Below are 24510 nucleotides of genomic sequence, written 5' to 3' on the forward strand. Positions count from 1 at the left end.
CTCTTCGGAATCGCCCGACAACTGGTATAGAGTATACCAGTTTGCCTTGCCAGTCCTTCCAACGCGGCTCTTGGCAAGCCGCGCGCCCTGCGGCACAGTTGCGCTCATGACGCTTACAGGAAAACACGCTCTTGTCACCGGCGGCGGCACCGGCATTGGCCTCGCCATCGCCCGCGCGCTCCAAAGCAGCGGCGCAGACGTCACCATCACCGGCCGCCGCCCCGAGGTTCTGGAAGAGGCCGCCAGTTCCCACGGCCTGCACGCCCAGGTCATGGACGTGCGCGACGAGGCCAGCGTGGTCGAAGGCATTGCCGCCTCCGTTGCCGAACGCGGGCCCATCCAGGTCTGCGTGCCCAATGCCGGCATCGCCGAAGGCCGCAGCCTGTCGAAAACCGACACCGATTTCTGGCACCGCACAATGTCCACGAATCTCGACGGCGCGTTCTGGACCATCCGCAGCGCCATGGCCTCGATGAAAGGCACCGACTGGGGCCGCGTTGTGGCGATCTCTTCCATCGCGGGCCTCAGGGGGCTCAAGGGCGCCGCCGCCTACTCCGCCTCCAAACACGGCCTGATCGGCCTCGTCCGCGCCCTCAGCGAGGACTACATGGGCAGTCCCTTCACCTTCAACGCGGTTTGCCCCGGCTATGTCGACACCGACATCGTCACCCGCAACGTCGACGCCATCAGCGCCCGCGCCGGGGTCGATGCCGACACCGCCCGCTCCATGATGGTCGACGCCAACCGCCACAAGCGCCTCATTCTGCCCGACGAGGTCGCCGCCGCCGTCACCTGGCTCTGCGGCCCGGGCTCCGATAGCGTGAACGGCCAGACCATCGAGATCGCCGGCGGCCAGGTCTGATGCTACCCCGCGACGCGTTCATGACCTTCTGCGCGTCGCTGCCGGCCACCGCCCATGTCGTGCAATGGGGCAACGCCGACGTCTGGAAGGTCGGCGGCAAGGTCTTTGCCATCGCCGGGTGGAACGACGGTCGCGACGCCTACACGTTCAAGGCCACCGACATCGCCTTTGAGGTCCTGCAGGATCAGCCGGGTATCCGCCCGGCCCCCTACCTTGCCTCGCGCGGGATGAAGTGGCTGCAAGTCCACGATGATCCCGGCCTTTCGGATGACAGCCTGAAAGAGCATCTTGCTCTGTCCTACGACCTGGTGACCGCCAAGCTGACCAGGAAAAAAAGGGCTGAACTGGGCATCTGAGCCTGAAACACCACGTCCAGAACTTGCCTTAATTCACCTAAAATTCGCCTAAAACCCCCCGCTTTCCGGCCACGGACACTCTGTATCCATTCTGGAAACAACCGGCGACAGAGCAGCAAAAGACGCGCCGGGGGTCACGCGGCACAGACCGCGGACTGACAAAGGAAGGCAGGAAGACCATGGCCACGTACGAGGTCAATTTCTACGATTACAACCCGGCCGGCAACATCCCGACCGGTACCGGCAGCACCTTCACCTGGGGCGGTCCCGGCACCGCTGCGGGCACTGCCGTCATCACCGACAACGAGACGGGGATCCAGGAATTCACGCTCGACGACGACAGCGCCGGCGGAGAGACCGCCACGGCCGATGTCACGCTGGGCAACGACACCTCCGTCAACACCACTGTCGATGCCGAACTTGTCTGGACCCTGCGCGACACCGTTACCGGCCAGACCTTCCAGGTCATCCAGTTCGACGTCGAGAACGGCGCCGCAGCCGGACTCTACACCCTGTCCGAGGTGCCGCTGGTGGCCGGCCGCAGCTACCAGGTGCAGGCTTACGACAGCAACCCCAACGCCGCCGCGGGCGATATCGCCTTCAACGCGCAGGACTATACCGACCAGATCGTCGACGGCACCGAAGGCGACGACACCATCGACGGCAGCTACACGGGCGACCCGCAGGGCGACGTGGCCGACGGCGGCGACGGCACCGGCGCGGGCCTCAACGCCGACCTCATCCATGCCGGCGCGGGCAACGACAGCGTCGTGGCAGGTCTCGCCGACGACACCGTCTATGGCGGGTCCGGCAACGACACGATCCTGGGCGGCGACGGCAACGACCTGATTTATGGCGACAGCGATCCGCGCGAGACCAGCTCGATCGGCGGCACCAACACGCCGGGCAGCACCTTCACCGTCATCAGCCTCGGCTCCGCCCCCGATGTGGACCCGACCGAGACCAATACCGCCAGCGAAAACGCCACCGCCCTTCAAGGGACCTACGGCGACGCCGGCAACCCGCTCTTCGAGCAGTTCCTCGACGCCCAGACCTTCGACAGCAACAGCGACGGCACGCTGCAGGACAACGACAACGGCCAGACACCCGAGAACATCGTCATCGGCGGCACAAGCTACCAGATCGATTCCGGCCTGGTCTACAGCGCCACCGTCACCTTCGTCGACAGGTCTTCACAGGATTTCACCGCCGTGGTCATCCAGACCACCACCGGCGACGTCTTCATGCTGCCCGAACTGAGCAACAACGCCGACAACACGATCCTGACCAGCCAGCCGATCGAGTCGATCACGCTAAACAGCGTCGACAGCGACAACGCGACCATCGGCGCGAACCGGGTGGACGCCGACTACCAGATCGGCGAGGGCGACCCCGGCGACGACAGCATCGACGGCGGCTCCGGCAACGACACGATCCATGCAGAGGGCGGCTCCGATACCGTCACAGGCGGCGACGGCAACGACCTGATCTATGGCGACGACGCGCCGGCCGCAGGGCAATGGGACTATCAGGTCTACAACCACGACTTCTCCGATGCCAACGGGCAGGCCTTCGACATCGAGTCGGGAACGCTGGTCGGCTCGGGTCAATCGGATGGGTTCAATTCGGCAACCCTCGTGCACGAGGCCCGCGGCACGACCGGCGACGCCAATGACTTCGGCGTGATCTACACCTCGCAGTTCCTGGCGTCCGAAGACGGGACCTACACGTTCTCGACAACCTCGGACGACGGCTCGACCATCCGGCTGCTGGATGAAAACGGCGACCCCCTGACCTTCACCAACCAGGGTGGCGGCACGGCCGATTTCATGGACAACGACTTCCACCAGAGCGCGACAACCCGTTCGGGCACCGTCGAACTGGAGGCGGGGCGCATATACACCATCGAGGTGCGACACTGGGAAAATGCCGGGGGCGAAGTCATCTCGGGACAGGTCACCAGCCCGAGCGGCACCACCGAGGCCCTTGCCGACAGCAGCCAGGTCATGGGACCGGCCACGGCTTCCGGCGGCGACGACAGCCTCAGCGGCGGCGCCGGCAACGACGCTATCTTCGGGGGCGGCGGAAACGACACGCTGATCGGCGGCACCGGCGCCGACAGCCTTTATGGCGGCCTCGGCGACGACGAGATGTACCTGGCCGAAGGCGACAGCGCCTTTGGCGGTGACGGCGACGACCTTTTCGTGCTGGGCGACCTGGGCGAGGCCGGGTCCAGCACCATCACCATTGTCGGCGGCGAAGGCAACGAGACGAACGGCGACACGCTGCAACTCACGCCCGATGTCACCTTCGACGACATCACCTTCACCGACACCGATGACGGCGCGGGCGGCCTTTCGGGCAATTTCTCGCTGGCCGACGGCACCACGGTAAACTTCTCGGAAATCGAGAACATCATCTGCTTCACCCCCGGCACACGCATCCTGACACCCCAAGGCGAACGCGCTATAGAGACGCTCCGCCCCGGCGACCTGGTCATCACGCGCGACAACGGCCCACAGCCGATTCGCTGGCTGGGTCAACGCACGGTCGAGGGCCGCGGCAAGTTCGCTCCCATCGCCGTCAACTCCACCATCATGCAACGCGCCCGCCGACCGCTTCTGGTCTCACCGCAGCACCGGCTGATGTTCTCGGGCTACCGCAGCCAGCTGCTCTTTGGCGAAAGCGAGGTTCTGGTGGCGGCCAAGCACCTTGTCGACGGACAAGATGTGCGCATCGCCGAACGCAGCCTTGTCACCTATTTCCACATGATGCTCGACCAGCACGAAATCGTCTATGCCGAGGGCGCCGCAACCGAAAGCTTCCTTGCCGCAGATGTGGGCGTCGGTGCGCTCTCGGATGCCTCCCGAGAGGACATGTTCCGCGCCTTTCCGCACCTGCGGGGCGATCTCTCGGCCTATGGTGACACCGCCCGGCTGTGCCTGCGCGCGCACGAGGCGCGCCTCTTGGTTGAACCACGTGCCGCGCTTGTAATGGCGGCGTGATAAATCACTTAATTTTAAGGAAAAATCTTACTCTCGCCACATTCCATCCGAATTCGGGCCAAGCCCGGATTCTAATGTCGCTCCCAACGTCGGACATTAAACGAACCGACCACGACAAAGCGGATCGAGTAGGATTAATGGTGATCAGGGTTAACAGATGCCCCCGTCCGGGGGCCTTGCGTGAGGCATCGCGCCCGCGTGCGCGGCGCCAGCGGCGCGCACCATGACCACCTACACCGTCACCACGGCCAACTGGAACGACCCGGCCTTCTGGGCGGCGGTCTCGGAATCCGCGGGAGGCAACACGCTGGATTTCTCCGCCCTGCCGGAACCCTATGCCATCGACATCGACAAGGCGACGGGCCGGATCAGCCTCACCGACGGCGCCACGACCTTCACCGTGGGCGAGGCGGGCTATGGCGGAGCCTCCGACGCCAGCTTGGGCGGCAGCACCCTGCTGGACCATTTCGAAACACTGACTTTCGGCGACGGCGATCACACCGTCACCGGCGATGCAGACTCCGAAACCCTCACGACCGGCACCGGCAACGACACGATCACCTATGGCGACGGCGCCGATACCGTTCATGCGGGCGATGGCGACGACCTTGTCGACGATGCCCCCGGCATCAACTCGACAGGTACTGGCAGCCGCGTTCATGCCCAAGGCGGCAACGACACCGTCTTCGGCACCGGCGGGAACGACACGCTGGACGGCGGCTCCGGCAATGATCGGCTGAACGGCGAAGCCGGAGACGACCACATCTTCGGCGGCGACGGCGCCGACACCATCCTGGGCGGCACCGGCAACGACCGCATCTCGGCCGATGACTTCGTGCCCACAGGCCCCAACCTGATCGTCAACGGCTCCTTCGAAGACACCACCGGCATGACCCCCGTGGGTTTCGGCTTCCAGGGCGCCGGCGGCACCGTCCCCGGCTGGACCGACGCCAATGGCAGCTCCGTCGATTTTCACAGTGACGGGCGCGGCGGGCTCACCGCCACCGATGGCGCCAACTGGCTCGACATCGAAGGCGACGCGGGCCAGCAACTCGTGATCTCCCAGACCGTCACGGGCCTTCAGCCTGACGGGATCTACCAGCTCAGCTTCGACGCGGGCGATCTGTCCAACGCCGATGACGGCACGGCGCAGGACAACACGATCGACGTCTACTGGAACGGACAGCTGATCGACAGCATCGATCCCCCCGATGGCGGATGGCAGACCTACACCTACAACCTCGTCGGCGGGGCGGGCGACGGCACCGGCACGCTGGAATTCCGCGGCGCCGGGGCCAGCGATTCCGAGGGCGCGTCACTCGACTCGGTCGAACTCTACGCCACGACCGAAACCACCGGCGCGAATGACTTGGTGACCGCCGGGGACGGCAACGACACGGTTTTTGCGGGTGCCGGGGCCGACACCGTCACGGGCGGCGCGGGCGATGACAGCATCGACCTGGGCGCGGGCGACACCGCCACCGACACGGTCGTTGTCTCCGACGGCAACGGCGCCGACACGGTGACCGGCTTCGAAGGCCCGGTCGACAACGGCGACGGGACTTTCACGGGACAGGATCAACTGGATCTCTCCGGCGCGACCGACGCCGCCGGCAACCAGCTCAATACCCGCGACATTACCGTGGGGGACGACGGATTCGGCAACGCCCTGCTCAGCCTGCCCAGCGGCGACAGCATCGTGCTCGTCGGCATCGCCCCCGCCGACCTGTCGGATGAAGACGCACTCGCCGCAATGGGCGTCCCCGCACCCGACGACATCGTCGAAGGCACCGCAGGCGCAGACAGTATCGACGCAAGCTATACCGGCGATCCCGAAGGCGACGCCGTCGACGCTGCCGACAACGCCACCGGCACGGATGCCGATTCCATCATGGCGGGCGCGGGCAATGATACCGTCCATGGGGGTGCCGACAACGATACCGTGCGGGGCGGCACCGGCGACGACCAGATCGACGGTGGCACCGGCAACGACACCCTCTACGGGCAAGGCGGCAGCGACAGTCTGCGCGGCGGCGATGGCCACGACCTTATCGACAGCCGCGGCGGTGACGGCTACGGCCTGCCCGACACCGGCTATACCGATCCCGGCAATCCCGGCCTGAACTACGCCTCGGATCCCGACCCGTTCGATGACCGCGACACCGTCGAGGGCGGCCTCGGCAATGATCGCATCCTGACCGGCGACGACGACGACATCATCACCGGCGGCGCGGGCAACGATACCATCGACGCGGGGTTCGACGCCGACAGCATCACCGGCGACGCGGGCGCGGACCTGATCGAAGGCAATGCCGGGCGCGACACCATCGACGGCGGCACCGAGGACGACCTGATCTACGGCGACGTCTCGGCCTCCAATCCGCTCTATCCCTACTACCCGCTCTACAACCTGCCCAACGACGGCACCGACCAGAACCCCGGCGACAACGCCGACAGCATCCTTGGCGGCGACGGCAACGACACGATCTTTGGTCAGGACGACGACGACACGATCTCGGGCGGTCAAGGACACGACGTGATCGACGGCGGCCTCGACGCCGACATCATCACCGGCGGAGACGGCAACGACAGCATCGACGGCGGCGACGGTGCCGACAGCGTCGACGCGGGTGCCGGCAATGACAGCATCACCGTCGATCAGGGCGATACCGTCACCGGCGGCGACGGCGACGACACCTTCACGCTTCGGGATCTCGACACCACCGGCACCGGCAACGGCGCCATTTCCATCACGGGTGGCGAAGGCAATGAGACCAATGGCGACACGCTGATCCTCACCCCGGACGTGGGCCGGAACGACATCACTTTCTCCGACAGCGATCCCGGCACCGGCATGTCGGGCAGCTTCACCATGGCCGACGGCACGTCCGTCACCTTCTCCGAGATCGAGAACATCATTTGCTTCACCCCCGGCACGATGATCCTCACCAGCCATGGCGACCGCGCGATCGAAACCCTGCAACCCGGCGACATGGTCGTGACGCGCGACCAGGGCCTGCGCCCGATCCGCTGGATCGGCAAACGCACCGTGCAGGGCCACGGTCGCTTCGCCCCCATCCGCGTCGGCGCCAACGCGCTCGACCCCGCGCGCAAGGGCCTTTTGGTGTCACCCCAGCACCGCATCCTCTACACCGGCTATCGCGCCGAGCTTCTCTTTGGCGAGTCCGAGGTTCTGGTTCCCGCCAAGCACCTCGTCGACGGGCGCGACGTGCTGCGCCAGCCCCGCGACGAGGTCACGTATATCCACCTGATGTTCGACCACCACGAGGTCATCTACGCCGAGGGCTTCGCCACGGAAAGCTTCCACGCCGGCGACGTTGGCTTGGGCGCCATCGAAGAGGCCGCCCGCGAGGAACTGTTCGCCCTCTTCCCCGAACTGCGCACGGCGCCCGGACACCACCTGGAAACCGCCCGTCCCTGCCTGAAGAAACACGAGGCCGCGCTGCTGATCGAAGACACCGACGGCCCGCATTACTGAGGCGTTTCGCAATATGCTTTAGGCCGTCGCAGCCTTGGCCCATGCCGTCACGACCCGGCGCAAGCCATCCCAATCGGTGTATTCCGTGTCGCAATGCGGATCGACCGTTTCGCCTTTTACCGCCGCGATGTAGCGCATCGCCCAGGCGCGAAAGAAATCATACTCCGTGAATCGAAACGCACCCGCCACCTGTTCCACCTCTGCGGGACGATACCCCGTGTCGTCGCAAAACGCCGCCACGATCCGCTCCAGATCGGCCCAATCCTGCGCGTCGTCCCCTGCGGCGGCCAACGACACCGACAAAAACAGCGACGGATGCGCGCTCAACGCGGCGCCGTGCTGCGTCGCGAATTTCATCATGTCCTTCTGAAACCGCCCCAGGTGGATCGACGCCGCCAGAAGGCTCGCGTCATAGCGCGCCGGGTCAAGGTCACGGGTCCGCCCGCTGACCTGCAACAGCTCCACGCTGTGTCCCGCCTCGATCAGCAGGTCGGCGCAAAAGCGGCATATCTTCCGGGTCTGCCCCTCGGTCGTGGCATAGGCAATCAGGATGTTCATCGCAGGATCCTCCCATCTGGAACGGAAAGGATCGTCTCACGGCACCACAGCGCGCGCCTTGTCCTGCATCAATGTCCCGGACCTGCTTTAACGGGCCTCAGGCCGAGCGCAGCGCCGGCCCGCGCTCACCCGCCTGCCACGCGCGCGCCGCATCGCCCAGCGCCTCGAACAGGCACCGGCTGACCGGGTCGTTCGCCGCATTCCACTCCGGGTGCCACTGCACCGCCAGCGCAAAGCCCGGCGCGCCCTCGATGTAGACGGCCTCGGGCGTACCATCGGGGGCATAACCGTCGATCACGACGTTCTTGCCTTCCCGGATGATTCCCTGCCCGTGCAGCGTGTTGGTCATCACCTTCTCGGACCCCATCAGCCGATGGAAAACGCCGCCTTCGACAAAGCTCACCTCGTGGCGCAGCGCGAATTTTTCCTCCAGCGTGCCGTCAGGCGGCATCCGGTGGTTGTCACGCCCCGGCAATTCGCGGATCTCGGGATGCAACGTCCCGCCCATTGCCACGTTGACCTCTTGGAACCCCCGGCAAATCCCGAGGATCGGCTGCCCACTGGCCACGCAGGCCCGCACCAGCGGCAGGGTCAGCGCATCGCGCTCCCGGTCAAACGCGCCATGCGCCTCCGTGGCGTCCTCGCCATATTCTTCGGGATGAATATTGGGCCGCCCGCCAGTCAGAACGAACCCGTCGCAGATCTCCATCAATTCCTCGACGCTCACCAGCGCGGGGTCGCTCGCCACCAGCATCGGGATACAGTCCGACACCTCCGACACCGCCTCGGAATTCATCCGCCCCACAGCGTGTACGGGATAGCGGTCGTCGATGGAGTAGCTGTTGCCGATAATGCCGATCACGGGGCGCGTCATGTCTATCCTTCACCTGCTGCGATTACGACCTAAGGATAATATCCCGCACAGATAAGAAAACCTCAACATGCGCACAAGCGGGACTGCAAATTTGCCGCCCCGTTAATCAATTCCAAACCCGCACCGCCTAGTTTCAAGGCGCAGGCGGAGGCACCCCCCCCGACGCGCCACTTTGCATCCCGGCGCGAGGGGGGCCAAGGCGCGTCCGTCTGTACCAGCGCCCCCGTTTCCGCGTTGCCTCCCCTGCCGCATCGCCCTACCCTCCGCGCAAACCCTGCACAGCCGGAGAGATACGCGATGAAAGACGCCGCCCCGCAAGCCATCTACCTTGCCGATTACACGCCCCCCGCGCACTTGGTGGATCACGTCTCGCTCACCTTCCGACTCGACCCGGAAAAAACCCGCGTGATCAGCAAGATCGCCTTCCGTCCCAACCCCGACGGCCCGGGCGGCCCCCTGCGTCTCGACGGCGAGGACCTTACGCTCATCTCCGCCCGCATCGACGGGGCCGAGGTCACGCCCGACATCACGCCCCGCGGCCTGACCATGCAGGCCCCCGACGCCCCCTTCACCTGGGAGGCCGAGGTCGAAATCGCGCCTGTCGAGAACACTGCCCTCGAAGGTCTCTACATGTCGAACGGCATGTATTGCACCCAGTGCGAGGCCGAGGGCTTTCGCAAGATCACCTATTACCCCGACCGCCCCGACGTGATGGCCACGTTTGACGTCCGCATCGAAGGCGACGCGCCGATCAAGCTCTCCAACGGCAACCCCCGCGGGTCCGGTGACGGTTTTGCCGAATGGCACGATCCCTGGCCCAAGCCTGCCTATCTCTTCGCGCTCGTGGCGGGCGACCTGATCAACCACCCCGACACGTTCACCACCAAGTCCGGCAAGCACGTCGACCTCAACATCTGGGTCCGCCCCGGTGACGAACACAAATGCGCCTTCGGCATGAAAGCTCTCAAGAAGTCCATGAAATGGGACGAGGACACCTATGGCCGCGAATACGACCTCGACATCTTCAACATCGTCGCGGTCGACGATTTCAACATGGGCGCTATGGAAAACAAGGGCCTGAACATCTTCAACTCCTCCGCCGTTCTGGCCAGCCCCGAAACCTCGACCGACATGAATTTCCAGCGGATCGAGGCGATCATCGCGCACGAATATTTCCACAACTGGACCGGCAACCGCATCACCTGCCGCGACTGGTTCCAGCTTTGCTTGAAGGAAGGTCTGACCGTCTTCCGCGACGCCCAGTTCACCGCCGACATGCGCTCGGAACCCGTCAAGCGCATCGACGACGTCATCACCCTGCGCGCCCGCCAGTTCCGCGAGGATAACGGGCCGCTCGCGCACCCCGTCCGCCCCGCCAGCTTTGTCGAGATAAACAATTTCTACACCGCCACAGTGTACGAAAAAGGCGCCGAACTCATCGGGATGCTGAAGACCCTCGTGGGGGATGAGGCCTACTATAAGGCCCTCGACCTTTATTTCACCCGCCACGACGGCGACGCCGCCACGATCGAGGACTGGCTCAAGGTGTTCGAGGACACCACAGGCCGCGACCTTGCCCAATTCAAGCGCTGGTACGAGGACGCCGGCACCCCTCGCGTCGCCGTGTCCGAAGACTATGCAGACGGCACCTACACCCTCACCTTCGAGCAATCGACGCCCCACACCCCGGGACAGGACGACAAGCCACCGCGTGTCATCCCCATCGCCGTCGGTCTCCTCTCGCCGAACGGCGACGAGGTGCAGCCCACAAAAGTGCTCGAAATGACCGAAACCAAGCAAAGCTTCACCTTCGACGGCCTGTCGTCGAAACCCGTCCCCTCCATCCTCCGCGGCTTCTCCGCGCCCGTCATCGTCGACCGCGACACCACAAACGACGAACGCGCCTTCCTGCTCGCCCACGACACCGATCCCTTCAACAAGTGGGAAGCGGGCCGCGACCTTGCCCGCGACGCCCTTGTCGCCATGATCCGCGACGGTGCTGCGCCCGACGAGGCCTATATCGACGCCGTGCACACCATGGCCCGCGACGACAGCCTCGACCCGGCCTTCCGCGCATTGGCCCTCGGCCTTCCCAGCCAGGACGACCTCGCCCAGACGCTCCATGACACCGGCACCACGCCCGACCCGCAGGCGATCTGGGACGCCATCGAAACCCTGCGCCACGCCCGCGCCGAGCGGATGCAGGACACCGCCACGCGCCTTTACGCGCAGTTCCAGGTGTCCGAGCCCTACCGGCCCGACGCCGAGCAATCCGGCGCACGGTCGCTCGCCAACGCCGCGCTCAGCCTCATCAACCGGCTCGACGGCGGCACGCAGGCGCAGAAACAGTTCGATTCCGCCGACAACATGACGCAACAACTTGCCGCCTTCTCCTGCCTGCTTCAGGCCGGCAAGGGCGATGCGGCCACGAAATCCTTCTATGACCAGTGGCAGCAGGACCGCCTCGTGATCGACAAGTGGTTCATGATGCAGGTCGTCCACGCCGCCCCCGAAGATGCCGCCGCAACAGCCGCCCGCCTCACCGAACACCCTGATTTCACGATGAAAAATCCCAACCGCTTCCGCGCCACACTCGGCGCGCTCACGATGAACGCGGCAGGCTTTCACCACGTCTCGGGCGCGGGCTACGAACTTCTGGCCGACTGGCTGATCCGGCTCGATCCCCTCAACCCGCAAACCACCGCGCGGATGTGCTCGGCCTTCGAGACGTGGCGGCGCTACGACGACACCCGCCAGAGCCTCATCAAGTCCCAGCTCGACCGCATCCTCGCCACGCCCGACCTCAGCCCCGACACGACCGAAATGGTGACCCGCATCCGCGGCACCTGAACTTCGCGCAAGCTCTACAAGCTTGAAGGGCAGACCGGTTTCGAGCCGCTCCTGTCGGTTATCACCACCTCGGCGCAGCCCAGCAATGGCGATCTCAACGCCAAGCAGCGCGAGAGGCTCGACGAGATCCGCCGCGCCGTCCGCATCAAGCGATCAGGGGCTACTCGATAACCGGAATCGGCTGCGGCTCGGGCGCCGCATCGGCGGCCGCCGGCAGTTCCTTCACGGCGGCCTCGCCCCCGGCCACCTCCGGCAAGTCCTGCACGACGGGCTCGGTCCCGATCGCCTCCGGTTCGGGCGCGGGCAAGGTGCGCACCACCACAAGGTCATCGGGCCGGGCCTGCGGGCGCACGCTGCTCATCGGCTTGCAATAGGTCTGCCGCCGCGTCCAGGCCATCATGTCCTGCCGTTTGCTCCGGCTGTGCAGCGGCCCCCAGTCGGCGGCCACGCCGCGCATCCCCCGCGACACCACGCCATCCCGTGCCACAGTCTTGGTCATGATCCGGATCGCGCAGCTCAGGTTCGTCGGCCCGTGCTTCAAATCGCCTCCGCTCCGTCCGCGACACCCGTAAAGCCTTGCAGTCGAGGGCAGGATCTGCGTCAGCCCGTACCACCGCCCGCCGCCACCCACGGCGTAGGAACGATAGGTGCTCTCGTGCTTCACCAGTGCCGACAGAAAGCCGACCCAAAAGGCCCGCCTTTGCGCGGGACCGGCATCGGGATAGGCCGGGCACCAGTCGCCGATGTCGCGCGGCACGATCTCGGTCAGCGGCCTGCCGTGATCCTTCAGCGCGGCCAGCGCCGCCCGTGTCCAGAGCTTGGAATCGCCTTTATGCTCCCACCGCGTGCGCGGCAGGTTTCCGTCGCGCGCGGGGGGGGATATCCGCGTGACCACGCCGTCCTTCAGGAAAACCGCGTCCTCTCCGGTCGCGGCAAGTGACTGAAAGCACAGGCATAAAAAGAAGGCAGCAAACCTGAGCATCGGCGCAGTCTGCCCCGAACCCCCCTGCGAATCAAGAACATAAGGGGGATAGGCAAATTCCCTCTTGTCTCCGCAGCAGTGCCGCTTTTTGGCCGGATTGCCGGGTCAGAAAGACCCTGACATAACGAGCAGGCCGAAGTATGGCACGACAGCCCCGACATGACGGCGCGCAGAACGGCGCGACCCGCCCCCATTCCGCCAAGGCGCCGCGCGGCCTGCGCAGGTGGTTCGCCCCGCGCGGCGCCCCGGCCCGCGCCGGGACGGCACCGCGTCGCGCGGCCGAGGATATCGATTCCCTGGCCAAGCGCATCATCGTGCCTTCCCTGCCCGTCTCGGACGAGGAAATGGCCCGCGCCACCCACCAGGACCGCGGTCTGCAACTGGCCCGGCAAGAATCCTGGGACACCCTGTCGGACAAGATCCAGTATGCCGATCACACCCGCCTTGCCACCCCGGGGGGCGAGACCGCCTCGCTGCTGCTGGCCGCCGGCGCGCGCAGTGATATCGTCGCCGCCGCCGAGGACGCCTTGCACGACGGCCAGCACCTACCCGACGACGCCATCGAGGCGCTGGAAGAGGTGCTGGACGAGATGCCGGGCGACTACCCGTCGGCCCTCGTCGTGGCGCTCGCGCATATCGACATCGCCTGGGCCTGGCGCAACATCGCGGCGCGCGACGACCCCGCCACCGCCGCCCGCGCCATTGCCCGGCATATCGCCAGCGCCGACGCCATACTGGAGCCCTATGACGGCCCCGCCATCGACGCGCCTTCGATCGCCGCCGCCCGCTGTGCCCTGATCGCCGCCTGTGAAACGCGCGGCCGCCGCGTGGCCGAGGAATACGAGGCCCTGATCGGGCTCGACCCCGCCGGCCACCGCCATATCCGCGCCATGGGGCGTCACATCCTCCCGCCCTATGCCGGCGGGGTCAACGCACTCGAGGTCGCCGCCCGCCGCATCGCCGCGGGCACCGAAGACACCTGGGGCGCCGGTGCCTATACCTGGGCCTATCTCGACGCCCTGTCCCTCGAGCCACGCGCGCTGGACTTGCTGGAACCCGGTTTCTTCATCGAAGGGCTGCGCGACATCCTCGCCCGCAAGGACGACCAGCACATCATCAATCTTCTTGCCGCCTTCTGCGCCATCGCCATGGCGCCCGGCGCGGGCGACCGGGTGCTCTCGCCCCATGCCGACCGCACGAGGGCCGAGATCCACGACTGCGTCGACTGGATCCTCGAACATCACCTGCAGGAACTGCACCCGCTGATCTGGTCCCAAACACTCCTGATGCCGGGCCACGCGCCACTTCTGCCGTCGCGCCGCGCGCTCATCGCCAAGGGTCGCCAGACCGCCCTTCGTATCATCGCCGCGCGCTTCGCCGGACAAATCGCCGATGGCTCCTCGCTCACCTTCTCGCGCCAGGGCATGTACCGCCTGCCCGCGCTCTGAGAGCGTATGGGCGGGATCGTCGCTGCATCTCCGGCAGATCGGTAATGAGCCCTTGTGAGACACGGGTCTCGAACCCCCAGCCGGTTAACAGCCGCGACGCGGCCCGGCCATCGCCAGCCCCTCCCTTGGGCTGGCGATTTGGCTGAGGCTGGGCGCACCGATCCTTCCGAGGATGTATCTGGCAGGCATAAAGCGCTTCCGAATTGCCGTCGGATCGCCACCCCAGGAGCTGACGCTCGCCTCCGTCGCGAACGGCAGCGAAATCCGCACAACCGCAATTCGTAATCACGACGCCTTCGCGGTGGAGATGCAACATTGTTAGACGACCAAGGACCCGTTCCGTTATTCCATGCCGTCAGGCGTCCCCCTCCACCTCTCCCACCACCACGTGATCCTCCGGGATATTGGGCTGCGGATAATCCGCCTTCGTCCCGCGCCGAACGAAAACCGAGGCATGCACCCGCGCGCCCTCGGGAATATGCCGGTACTCGCAGAGCGGCAGGTAGAACCCCAGGAACGTCTTGCGCCGGCTCAGGCTGTAGCGCGTCTTGTAGAACGGCAGGAACTCCACCAGCTTCCAGCCCAACGTCATCGACTCGTTCGGCCGCGCCAGCGGGTCGGGCGCGACGTACCGCCCGTCCGGATCGTCTCCCAGAACCAGCCGCCGCACCGTGGACTCCTTGAACGTCACCCCCAGCGGGCGCAGCTCGTCGATCATCCAGGCCAGCGGAAATTTCGCCAACTGGCTGCGCTTTTCCGGATAGCCGCCGCCCACATCTCCATGCACGCCGGAAAACCATACCTCGTCCACGTCCTGCGGCGCGATCCCGCTCTCGTCGCGGGGCCGGAACGCGCTGCCCCAGTATTCGCCGCCCCCGGGCCAGGGCGTCGGCAGGTACATCGTCCGCCGCTCGTCGATCGCCAGCGCGTGGCGCACCGACCGCACCGAAGGGTTCTCGGACACATGCGCATGGTTGCGGATGCGCGGCAATCGCGCGCTCCATTCGATCACCGACCCCACCGTGTCAAAAAGGCCCAGCGCCCGGATCGCGGGCCGCCGTGGCCGCAGCATCCGCTCGAACAGCCGCACCTCGGCGAAGGGGTTGCGCTCCGGCTCCCGCGCGTCGGTCACGTCCCGCCCCGTCGTCCGGCCGATATTCTTGTAGGCCCGGTAGGCATAATTCAACAGGTTCAGGTTCCGCGCGTCGATCAGCCCCAGCGCGTGGATGAAACCCGCCAGCACCCGGGCGGTATAGGCGCCTCGGCTGAACCCGATGATATAGATGCGGTCCGGCTCCTCGTCGGTCTCGTTCTCGCGTTTGCCGTCATCGTAATGCTCCACCAGAAAGCGGTAGGCCTCCTTCACGTTGGCATCCAGCCCCCAGCCCGTGATCAGCCCAAAGACCTCCACCGCCCGGCGCCAGAAGGACAGCCAGGCGTTTTCCGCCCCGAAAGTTCCCACCCCGGGATCGTAGAACACCAGCTGGTGCTCGTCCTTCTTCAGACAGCCATAAAGCCGCAGGATATTGGTCCGGTTGCGGGCAATCTCGTTCGACGTCCCGTCGCAGAGCAGGATGATGTTTTTCGGCATGGGCGGACCTTCGTGCTGAAAAGAATTCTGGCGAAAAAACCGGCACAACCTTAAATCAATGCGACCAGTCTAACGCTCAACCGCACTTCCGCCAAGCCCGTCGCGCAGACGCCCTTGCCCGCGCCTGCGCTCTGGCCTAGAACCGCGCTGATACCGTGAACGGAGCGCGCAGACATGCTGGACCTGACCTATGAGACCCCGAAACCCAAGGTGATCGCCGGGGCGAAACAGGACTGGGAACTCGTCATCGGGATGGAGGTCCACGCCCAGGTCGCCTCGAACGCCAAGCTCTTTTCCGGCGCCTCCACCCGCTTTGGCGCCGAGCCAAATTCCAACGTCGCCTTCGTCGACGCCGCCATGCCCGGCATGCTGCCCGTGATCAACGAATTCTGCGTCGAACAGGCCGTGCGTACCGGCCTTGGCCTCAAGGCGCAGATCAACCTGAAATCCGCCTTCGACCGCAAGAACTACTTCTACCCCGACCTGCCGCAGGGCTACCAGATCTCCCAGCTCTACGAGCCGCTGGTGGGCGAAGGCGAGATCCTCGTGGACATGGAGCCGGGCATCGCCCGCCTGGTGCGGATCGAACGCATCCACATGGAACAGGACGCGGGTAAGTCGATCCACGACATGGACCCCGCCATGTCCTTCGTCGATCTCAACCGCACCGGCGTGTGCCTGATGGAAATCGTCAGCCGGCCCGATATCCGCGGCCCCGAAGAGGCCGCCGCCTACGTGGGCAAGCTGCGCCAGATCCTGCGCTATCTCGGGACGTGCGATGGCAACATGCAGAACGGCAACCTGCGCGCGGACGTCAACGTGTCGATCTGCCAGCCGGGGGCGTATGAGAAATACCGTGAAACGGGCGATTTCTCTCATCTGGGCACCCGCTGCGAGATCAAGAACATGAACTCCATGCGCTTCATCCAGATGGCCATCGACGTCGAGGCCCGCCGCCAGATCGCCATCGTGGAATCCGGCGGCAAGGTGGACCAGGAAACCCGGCTTTACGATCCGGACAAGAACGAAACCCGCTCGATGCGCTCCAAGGAAGAGGCGCATGATTACCGCTACTTCCCTGACCCCGACCTCCTGCCGCTGGAAATCGAACAGGGCTGGATCGACGACATCGCCGCGTCCCTGCCCGAACTGCCCGACGAGAAAAAGGCGCGCTTCGTCAAGGATTTCGGCCTGTCGGAATATGACGCCAACGTCCTGACCGCCGAGCATGAAAACGCCGCCTTCTTCGAGGAAGCCGCCGCGAGCCGCGACGGCAAGCTGACCGCGAACTGGGTCATCAACGAGCTTTTCGGCCGCCTCAAGAAGGACGACCACGCCATAACCGAAAGCCCGGTGTCGCCCGCGCAGCTGGGCGGCATCGTCGATCTCATCGCCTCCGACGCCATCTCGGGCAAGATCGCCAAGGACCTCTTCGAGATCGTCTATACCGAGGGCGGAGACCCCGAAAAAATCGTCGAAGAGCGCGGCATGAAGCAGGTCACCGATACCGGCGCGATCGAGGCAGCGGTCGACCAGATCATCGCCGACAACCCGGCGCAGGTCGAAAAGGCCAAGCAGAACCCCAAGCTCGCCGGCTGGTTCGTCGGCCAGGTGATGAAGGCCACGGGCGGCAAGGCCAACCCCAAGGCCGTCAACGAGATCGTGGCGCAGAAGCTCGGGCTCTGACTACCGGAATTTTCATACGAAAATTCCAAGGCCCAGAAAATTCGTACGAATTTTCTGGGCCTTACACCACAGCACTGCCAGCTCGCGCCCGGGGCACCCCGATAAAGCCGTCGGTCACCATGCGCTATTCTGTGATAAAATTCTACGAAGCTTTTCTGACATAGACCCTCGGCGCCGGGAGCCGACGCTAGCCGCGGCGCCGCAGCCCGATGCCGCGTCCCGCCGCCTCGGGGCGCGGCAATGTCGCATGGGCCTCGGCCACCGTGCGCAACCGCGACAGAAGCTCACCCGGCATCGGCGCCACCTTCGGCCCCGACTGGTCCACGTGCAGCGCAACCCCCTCGCCCGTGGCCACCACGGTACCATCCTCACGGATCAGCTCCTGGAAGCTGTGAAATCGCTTCTCGTCGTGATCGAGGATGCGAAACGCGCCCTGCACCCGGTCGCCCAACTTCAGCTCGCGCAGATAGCGCACATGGAACTCCGCCGTATAGGTGGTGCACCCGCTGGCGGCACGATAGTCCGGCCCGAAACCGATCTCGGCATAGGCCTCGTCGGCGGCGCGGTCGAACAGGACGGTGTAATAGCCCATGTTCATATGCTCGTTATAGTCGATCCAGTCCGCCTCGACGGTCTGGAAGCTGGACAGGAAAGGTGCAGGTTCGCTCATGCGCCCCGCATATCACGCGGGTGGCGGGCATGACCACGCTTTACGCGCCCACCAGACCAATTTATACCAGTTACACCTAAATTGGTCTGGTCCGATGAGCACACAAACCGAAGACACCGCCCCCGAACTGCGCCTCGCCCACCCGGTTGGCGCCACCGTGCAGATCGTCGTCGACACGCTCTTCGCACGCATCAAGTCCGAGGAATATCCCCGCGACACCCGCCTGCCGTCCGAGCGCACACTGGCCGCCGAACTGGGCGTCGCCCGCAACACCGTGCGAGAGGCGCTCGACGTGCTCGAAGGCCAGGACGTGATCCGCCGCCGCCCCGGGGCCGGCAGTTTCGTCACCTACCGCTCCACGCCCCAGACCGTCCCCTCGCCCGATTCCGTCGCCGGCGAGACCAGCCCCCTCGATCACCTCGTCGTCCGTGGCATCCTGGAACCCGAGATTGTCCGGCTGGCCGTGGTGAACATGACGCCGCGCATGCTTACCGCACTGTCCGAAACCCTGTCGCGGATCGAAACCGTGACCACCGATATCGACGCCTTCATCGCGCTCGAGGAACAGCTCTACATCCAGATCGCCGAAGGCACCGGCAACGCGCTTCTGGCCTCGTGCTACCGGCTGGCCATCGACACCTACCACGAAAGCTATCGCACCCGCCTGCGCCGCCGCGCGCTCACGCCGCGCCGGATGCAGGAGTACCAGAAACGCTACAACACGCTCTACAACGCCATCGCCTCGCGCGATGTCGGTCAGGCGGTGGAGTTCATCAAGCTGCATCTCGTCGAGGAACAGAAACTGCTTCTGCAAGACGATTGACGCGCATTAACCCCGGTTAACGCAGGGCCAAGACTTTTCAAAAAGTCTTGGCAAAAGTTTTCAGAAAACTTTTGCGCCGCGCGCTCTGTTCACACCAAGGGGTCGCAGTATCGCACCGACGCAATACAGTCGGACATACCGACGTGATACCGACGCGGGTTTTCGGGGTTCGGATCGCGTTTACCTTTGAGTCGCGTCCTCGTCCTGCACCACCCGCGCCCCCAGCGCCAGCACCCGCTCATAAGACAACCGCTGCTGCCACATCTGCCCAAGGTCCTGCATCTCGGCACGCAGCAGGTCCTCGTAGCGCCGCAGCCATCCCGGCACCGATCCGAACGCCACGACCCGGGCTCGCCCTTCCTCGATCCGCACCACCGGCCAGTCGCCGACCAGCGCGTTGTCGATCCCGAACACCTCCGCCCCCCACCACTCGGCGGGGCCGAAGGCGTGGGTCACCTCGCCCAGTTGTTTCATCGCCGCCAGCACGCTTGCCGGCGCGACGCTGTCGGCCTTTTCCACGGCGGCATGCCAGATATCCAGGATCGCCGCATATTCCCAGCTCACCGCGGTCCAGCTGTCGGGGTAAAGCGCATTGTATTCCTCGTAAAACGCATTCGGCTGGTTGAAGAAAAACGCCTTCTCGCTCAACGCCGGATCGTCGAAATCCGGAAACTGGAACACCAGCCCCTCCATGAAATCCGCACCCAACCGCTCGACCAGCCGGTCGTAGTGATCGCAGGTGCAGGACAGGATTTGTCCTTTGAATCCATTGGCATGCGCGTATTCCGTCATGGCGTGCACCATCGGCGTATAGCTCGTGCACCAGCACAGGATGTCCGGTTTCGCGGCCAGCATCGGCCCCACCACGTTCTCCGCCGGCGCGCCTTCCGCGGGGTACTGCACCTCGTGCACGATCTCGATTCCCGCCGCCTTGAACGCCGCGCGGTAGGTCGCCAGCGACGGCAGGCCCATCCCGTCCTGCTGTGCGCACAGCGCAACGGTCTTCAGCTCCGGGCGTTGCCTTCTCAGCCACTCCACGCCGGTCACCACGTAGACCGGATGAACCTCCGACGGCGCGATCAGGTAGGGCGCGTCCGGCGACAGGTCCGACGGCAACAGGGTCGAAGTCAGGATCCGCTTGTCCATCAGGCTCTGGCCCACGGCGCGATAGGCGTCCCCGCCCAGCATCATCATAAGCTTGATGTCATGCTCGCGCAGTAGCGCCTGCGCCCCCTCGCGCGCCGCGTCAACGCTTTCTCCACAATCGAATGCATGAATCCGGATCGGGTAACGCCGCCCCCCGATCAGTACGCCGCCCGCGTTGTTCAACCACCGCTCCCAGATGCGGCAGCCCTGCAATCCGGGCAGGCCCCAGCTTTCGGCCTGGCCCGACAATGGCGCCAGAAAACCGATATCTACCGTCCGCGCCATGCCCACCGACAGGCGTGGCATCACCCCCGAAAGGGCCAATCTTTGAGCAAAACTAGATGTTTCCGCGGCCACCGCACGCTCCATTAAGGAATCCTTGACAGACTGGTCCAGTCTTTGGCTTAGTAAAAGGAACCAAAAGAACCAAAGTCAATAATTGGTCCACACCAATCTAGGGAGATAAAATAGAATGGCCAAGAAAAGAGTTGCCGTCATCGGCGCGGGACCGTCCGGACTGGCGCAATTGCGCGCGTTCCAATCCGCTGCAGACAAGGGCGCCGAGATCCCCGACATCGTCTGCTATGAGAAACAAAGCGACTGGGGCGGCCTGTGGAACTACACCTGGCGCACCGGCGTCGCCGAGGATGGCGAGCCCTGCCATGGTTCGATGTACCGCTACCTGTGGTCCAACGGCCCCAAGGAAGGTCTGGAATTCGCCGACTACACGTTCGACGAACATTTCGGCAAGGAGATCGCCAGCTACCCGCCCCGCGCCGTGCTCTTCGACTATATCGAGGGCCGCGTGAAAAAGGCCGGCGTGCGCGACTGGATCCGCTTCAATAACGTGGTCCGCGACGTGCGCTACGACGACAAGACCGAGAAGTTCACGATCACCGCCCGCGATTCCAAGGCCGACAAGGAAACGACGGAAGAGTTCGACAACGTCATCGTCGCCACCGGCCACTTCTCCACGCCCAACGTGCCCCACTACCCGGGCTTCGACACGTTCAACGGCCGCATCCTGCACGCCCACGACTTCCGCGATGCCCGCGAGTTCGAGGGCAAGGACATCCTGCTGATGGGCTCCTCCTACTCGGCCGAGGATATCGGCTCGCAATGCTGGAAATACGGCGCCAACTCGATCACCACCTGCTATCGCTCCGGCCCCATGGGCTATGACTGGCCCGACAACTGGGACGAGGTTCCGGCGCTGGAAAAGGTCGACGGCAAGACCGCCTATTTCTCCGACGGTCACACCCGCGAGGTGGACGCCATCATCCTGTGCACCGGCTACAAGCACCACTTCCCGTTCCTGCCCGACGACCTGCGCCTGAAGACCGCCAACCGGCTGGCGTCCGACGATCTCTACAAGGGCGTCGTCTGGATCGAGAACCCCAAGATGTTCTACCTCGGCATGCAGGACCAGTGGTTCACCTTCAACATGTTCGACGCCCAGGCCTGGTGGGTGCGCGACTGCATCATGGGCAAGATCGCCCTGCCCGACAAAGCCACGATGGAGGCCGACTGGAAGAAACGCCAGGCCGACGAGGATGCGCTCGAGGACGATTACGCCTGCATCCGCTACCAGGGCGACTATATCGAGGAGCTGATCGCCGAAACCGACTATCCCAGCTTTGACCTCGAGATGGCCTGCCAGCAGTTCTATGCCTGGAAAAAGCACAAGAAGAAGGACATCATGGCCTTCCGCGACCACGGCTATGTCTCGCCCATGACCAACAAGCAGGCGCCCGCGCACCACACCCCGTGGAAGGACGCGCTGGACGACAGTCTGGAAAGCTACCTGCAAACCAGCTGAACCGATTATGCGCCGGCTCGCCATGCCGCGGGCCGGCGCATTCGCTGGCACGGCTCTTCCTCTGGCCAGAAATATCCCGGAGAGCGCGAGAGGCAGCGCCTCTCGCCCCGGTCGGTGCGGGCGCAGCCCGCGGCGAAACCGCTTTACCCAGCTTTGACCGCAGCCCCCAGTCGCGCCGCCCGGCGCCCGGGCTCCTCACGTCCGATTGACCGGCACAGCACGATCACCGGCAACAGCCCGAACGCCACCAGCACCAGTGACGGCACCGCCGCCTCGTGCAGCCGTTCATCCGCGGCCAGCCGGTGCGCCTGTACCGCAAGCGTCTGAAAGTTGAACGGATGCAGGATCAGCGTGGCGGGCAATTCCTTCATCACGTCCACGAACACGATCAAGAGCGCCGTCAGCACCGAGGACCGCGCCACCGGCAGATGCACCCGCATCAACAGCTTCGGCCCCGACTGCCCCAGTGACCGCCCGATGGCATCGAAATGCCCCGGCACCGTCGCCATGCCGCTGTCATAGGCGTTCAGGGCCGCGGCCATGAACCGCGTCATGTAGGCCAGCACCATCAACCAGATCGACCCGGTGATCAGCAGCCCCGTGTCGATCCCGAAGTTACCTTCCATGAACCTGTCGATCAGGTTGTCGAGCGCGGCCATCGGCACCATCAGCCCCACGGCGATGACGCCCCCCGGCACCGCGTATCCCAGCCCGGCGCCAACCACCAGCGCCTTGCTGCCCTTTGTGGGGCGGGTCCGGGCGCGGAAGCCGATCAGGATCGCGCCCAGCACCGTCAGAACCGACGCCACCGTGGCAAGCACCACCGAGTTCTGCATGAACCCGATATAACGCGCCGCGAACAGGTTCTGGCCCGAGCCGACGGCCATCGTCCCCAGCATGATTACCGGCACGATAAAGCCCAAGAGTACGGGAACGACACAGATCAGCGTCGCGATCCATCCCGCACCGCCCGTCAGGCGCGGCTTCTCCAGCGCTTCGAACCGGGCGCCCCGGCCTGCCGTCTGCGCCCGGCCCCGCTGTGCCCGCTCCAACCCCGCCACCAGCAGGGCGAACATCAGCAGGCACAGCGACAGTTGCGCCGCCGCGGGCCGGTCCCCCAGCGAAAACCACGCTTGGTAGATTCCCGTGGCAAAGGTCTGCACGTTGAAGAAGGCAACCGTGCCATAATCCGCAATCGTCTCCATCACCGCCAGCAGCGCGCCCCCCGCGATGGCGGGCCGTGCCATGGGCAACGCCACGCGCCAGAACGCCTTCATCGGGGACTGCCCCAATGTCCGCGCCACAAGAAAGGCGTTCGACGATTGCTGCCGGAAGGACGCCCGCGCCAGCAGGTAGACATAAGGATAAAGTACGATGATCAGCATCAGCGCCGCACCGCCCAGGCTTCGGATTTCGGGAAACCAATAGTCGCGCGGACCCCATCCCGTGACGTCGCGCAGCAGCGTCTGAACCGGGCCAGGATGGTCCAGCAGATAGGTATAGGCATAGGCCAGAACGTAGGCCGGAAAGGCCAGCGGCAGCGCCAGCGCGATCTCCAGCCAGCGATGCCCGGGAAAGCGATAGACAGTCACCAACCACGCGGTGACCGACCCGATCACGGCCGTGGACACGCCCACCACCACCACAAGGATCAGCGTCGTCGCGGTGTATCGCGGCAGGACGCTGGACAGCACGTTGCGCCACGTATCCAGATCACCGGTGAACGCCGCCAGCGCCGACGCGAGGATAGGCGCCACGCAGAGCGCGACGATGATCCAGGCCAGGCGATGCAGCAAGCTTTCGGACATCCGGCGGGTCCCCTTGAAAACGACCGCCTTTCGCTGCCACATCCGGGCCGAACTTGCCAGCAGAAACCTGACGATAATGGTTTACCCGGCCCGGCGCCGGGACGTCACTTCGTCAGGATAAGCTTGCCCGCGCGCGTGATCCGCAAAGTGTAGACCTTGCCATCCAGCGTGATCTGCGCGGTCGTTTGCCCGCGCGTCAGCTCGCGGGCATCATGCGCGGTGTCGCCCGCCTCGCTTGCCGCAACAAGCTGCGGCATCTCCTTTGTCTGCGCGCGGATCATGCCCCCGGCTCCCCGGCGGTCTGCAACAGCCGCTCCAGCATAAGGTCAAGGCACAGCCCGCTTGTCATTGCGGCTTCGAGAAGGGTGAAGGAACGGGGTTCCGGCAACAGTTTTTGCCGCGGCTCTCGGCCAGCACTTTCGGGGTGAGGCATCACACGCATGATCGCGCTCCATTGCTTGCGATTTCGGGGGATGGCTGACCTTGCAGGCTGGCTTTAGATATTTCTGATTGATTTAGTCAGAAAAGTCAAC

The 24510-nt window shown here is 65.0% G+C and carries 18 protein-coding genes; 9 read left to right on the top strand and 9 right to left on the bottom strand.

Features of this window, described 5'->3' with window-relative positions; translation table 11 throughout:
* Positions 1-106 precede the first annotated feature (106 nt).
* The 4 genes from PVV74_RS04755 (at position 107) to PVV74_RS04770 (ending at position 7722) form a co-directional block, all read left to right on the top strand.
* Entirely contained in the window at positions 107-862 is a 756-nt protein-coding gene (locus tag PVV74_RS04755; RefSeq protein WP_274592429.1) for an SDR family NAD(P)-dependent oxidoreductase, read from the top strand.
* Positions 862-1218, top strand: coding sequence for an MmcQ/YjbR family DNA-binding protein (locus PVV74_RS04760; protein ID WP_103762389.1), 357 nt, complete (start codon positions 862-864; stop codon positions 1216-1218). The genes PVV74_RS04755 and PVV74_RS04760 overlap by 1 nt, the downstream gene beginning before the upstream one ends.
* Before the next feature lie 179 nt (positions 1219-1397).
* Complete coding sequence (locus PVV74_RS04765) at positions 1398-4223, top strand: Hint domain-containing protein (RefSeq protein WP_274592430.1); 2826 nt, start codon at positions 1398-1400, stop codon at positions 4221-4223.
* Between the two features lie 223 nt (positions 4224-4446).
* Complete coding sequence (locus PVV74_RS04770; protein WP_274592431.1) at positions 4447-7722, top strand: Hint domain-containing protein; 3276 nt, start codon at positions 4447-4449, stop codon at positions 7720-7722.
* 18 nt (positions 7723-7740) lie between these two features.
* On the opposite strand, the gene PVV74_RS04775 is transcribed toward PVV74_RS04770, so the two are convergent.
* Both PVV74_RS04775 and PVV74_RS04780 read right to left on the bottom strand, forming a co-directional pair.
* On the bottom strand, positions 7741-8280 hold the full coding sequence (locus PVV74_RS04775) for a flavodoxin domain-containing protein (protein WP_274592432.1): 540 nt from the start codon (positions 8278-8280) through the stop codon (positions 7741-7743).
* Positions 8281-8377: 97 nt separating this feature from the next.
* Entirely contained in the window at positions 8378-9154 is a 777-nt protein-coding gene (locus PVV74_RS04780) for a gamma-glutamyl-gamma-aminobutyrate hydrolase family protein (RefSeq protein WP_274592433.1), read from the bottom strand.
* 297 nt (positions 9155-9451) lie between these two features.
* Between PVV74_RS04780 and pepN the strand changes: the two genes are divergently transcribed.
* Positions 9452-12004, top strand: coding sequence for an aminopeptidase N (gene pepN, locus PVV74_RS04785; protein ID WP_274592434.1), 2553 nt, complete (start codon positions 9452-9454; stop codon positions 12002-12004).
* Positions 12005-12164: 160 nt separating this feature from the next.
* Here pepN and PVV74_RS04790 read toward each other — a convergent pair whose 3' ends face one another.
* The gene (locus PVV74_RS04790; protein WP_103762385.1) at positions 12165-12986 is read right to left on the bottom strand and encodes a transglycosylase SLT domain-containing protein; all 822 of its coding nucleotides are present in this window, start codon (positions 12984-12986) and stop codon (positions 12165-12167) included.
* Between the two features lie 140 nt (positions 12987-13126).
* Here PVV74_RS04790 and PVV74_RS04795 point away from each other — a divergent pair, with 140 nt between their 5' ends.
* Complete coding sequence (locus tag PVV74_RS04795) at positions 13127-14434, top strand: hypothetical protein (RefSeq protein WP_274592435.1); 1308 nt, start codon at positions 13127-13129, stop codon at positions 14432-14434.
* Between the two features lie 355 nt (positions 14435-14789).
* Here PVV74_RS04795 and PVV74_RS04800 read toward each other — a convergent pair whose 3' ends face one another.
* Positions 14790-16025, bottom strand: coding sequence for a T6SS phospholipase effector Tle1-like catalytic domain-containing protein (locus PVV74_RS04800; RefSeq protein WP_274592436.1), 1236 nt, complete (start codon positions 16023-16025; stop codon positions 14790-14792).
* Between the two features lie 174 nt (positions 16026-16199).
* Between PVV74_RS04800 and gatB the strand changes: the two genes are divergently transcribed.
* The gene (gatB, locus tag PVV74_RS04805; protein WP_274592437.1) at positions 16200-17711 is read left to right on the top strand and encodes an Asp-tRNA(Asn)/Glu-tRNA(Gln) amidotransferase subunit GatB; all 1512 of its coding nucleotides are present in this window, start codon (positions 16200-16202) and stop codon (positions 17709-17711) included.
* A gap of 187 nt (positions 17712-17898) precedes the next feature.
* On the opposite strand, the gene PVV74_RS04810 is transcribed toward gatB, so the two are convergent.
* Positions 17899-18381 carry a thioesterase family protein gene (locus tag PVV74_RS04810; RefSeq protein WP_274592438.1) on the bottom strand — a complete coding sequence of 161 codons (483 nt, stop codon included), beginning with the start codon at positions 18379-18381 and terminating at the stop codon, positions 17899-17901.
* 94 nt (positions 18382-18475) lie between these two features.
* Here PVV74_RS04810 and PVV74_RS04815 point away from each other — a divergent pair, with 94 nt between their 5' ends.
* Positions 18476-19204: a FadR/GntR family transcriptional regulator gene (locus PVV74_RS04815; protein WP_103762380.1), complete on the top strand. Its 729-nt coding sequence runs from the start codon at positions 18476-18478 to the stop codon at positions 19202-19204.
* A 180-nt stretch (positions 19205-19384) separates the two neighbouring features.
* Here the strand turns inward: PVV74_RS04815 and PVV74_RS04820 are convergent, their stop codons facing one another.
* Positions 19385-20719: an ABC transporter substrate-binding protein gene (locus tag PVV74_RS04820; protein WP_274592439.1), complete on the bottom strand. Its 1335-nt coding sequence runs from the start codon at positions 20717-20719 to the stop codon at positions 19385-19387.
* A 103-nt stretch (positions 20720-20822) separates the two neighbouring features.
* Here PVV74_RS04820 and PVV74_RS04825 point away from each other — a divergent pair, with 103 nt between their 5' ends.
* Complete coding sequence (locus tag PVV74_RS04825) at positions 20823-22169, top strand: NAD(P)-binding domain-containing protein (protein ID WP_103762378.1); 1347 nt, start codon at positions 20823-20825, stop codon at positions 22167-22169.
* Between the two features lie 143 nt (positions 22170-22312).
* Here PVV74_RS04825 and PVV74_RS04830 read toward each other — a convergent pair whose 3' ends face one another.
* The 3 genes from PVV74_RS04830 to PVV74_RS04840 all read right to left on the bottom strand — a co-directional run bounded on the left by PVV74_RS04830 (position 22313) and on the right by PVV74_RS04840 (position 24419).
* A complete protein-coding gene (locus PVV74_RS04830; RefSeq protein WP_274592440.1) occupies positions 22313-23977 on the bottom strand; it encodes an ABC transporter permease in 1665 nt (554 codons plus the stop codon).
* Positions 23978-24081: 104 nt separating this feature from the next.
* Entirely contained in the window at positions 24082-24234 is a 153-nt protein-coding gene (gene hemP, locus PVV74_RS04835) for a hemin uptake protein HemP (RefSeq protein ID WP_371931639.1), read from the bottom strand.
* A 20-nt stretch (positions 24235-24254) separates the two neighbouring features.
* The gene (locus PVV74_RS04840) at positions 24255-24419 is read right to left on the bottom strand and encodes a hypothetical protein (protein WP_170067151.1); all 165 of its coding nucleotides are present in this window, start codon (positions 24417-24419) and stop codon (positions 24255-24257) included.
* Between the last annotated feature and the right edge of the window lie 91 nt (positions 24420-24510).

It is taken from the genome of Roseovarius sp. SK2 (assembly GCF_028807495.1).
In the GTDB taxonomy this organism is placed as follows: Bacteria; Pseudomonadota; Alphaproteobacteria; order Rhodobacterales; family Rhodobacteraceae; genus Roseovarius; species Roseovarius confluentis.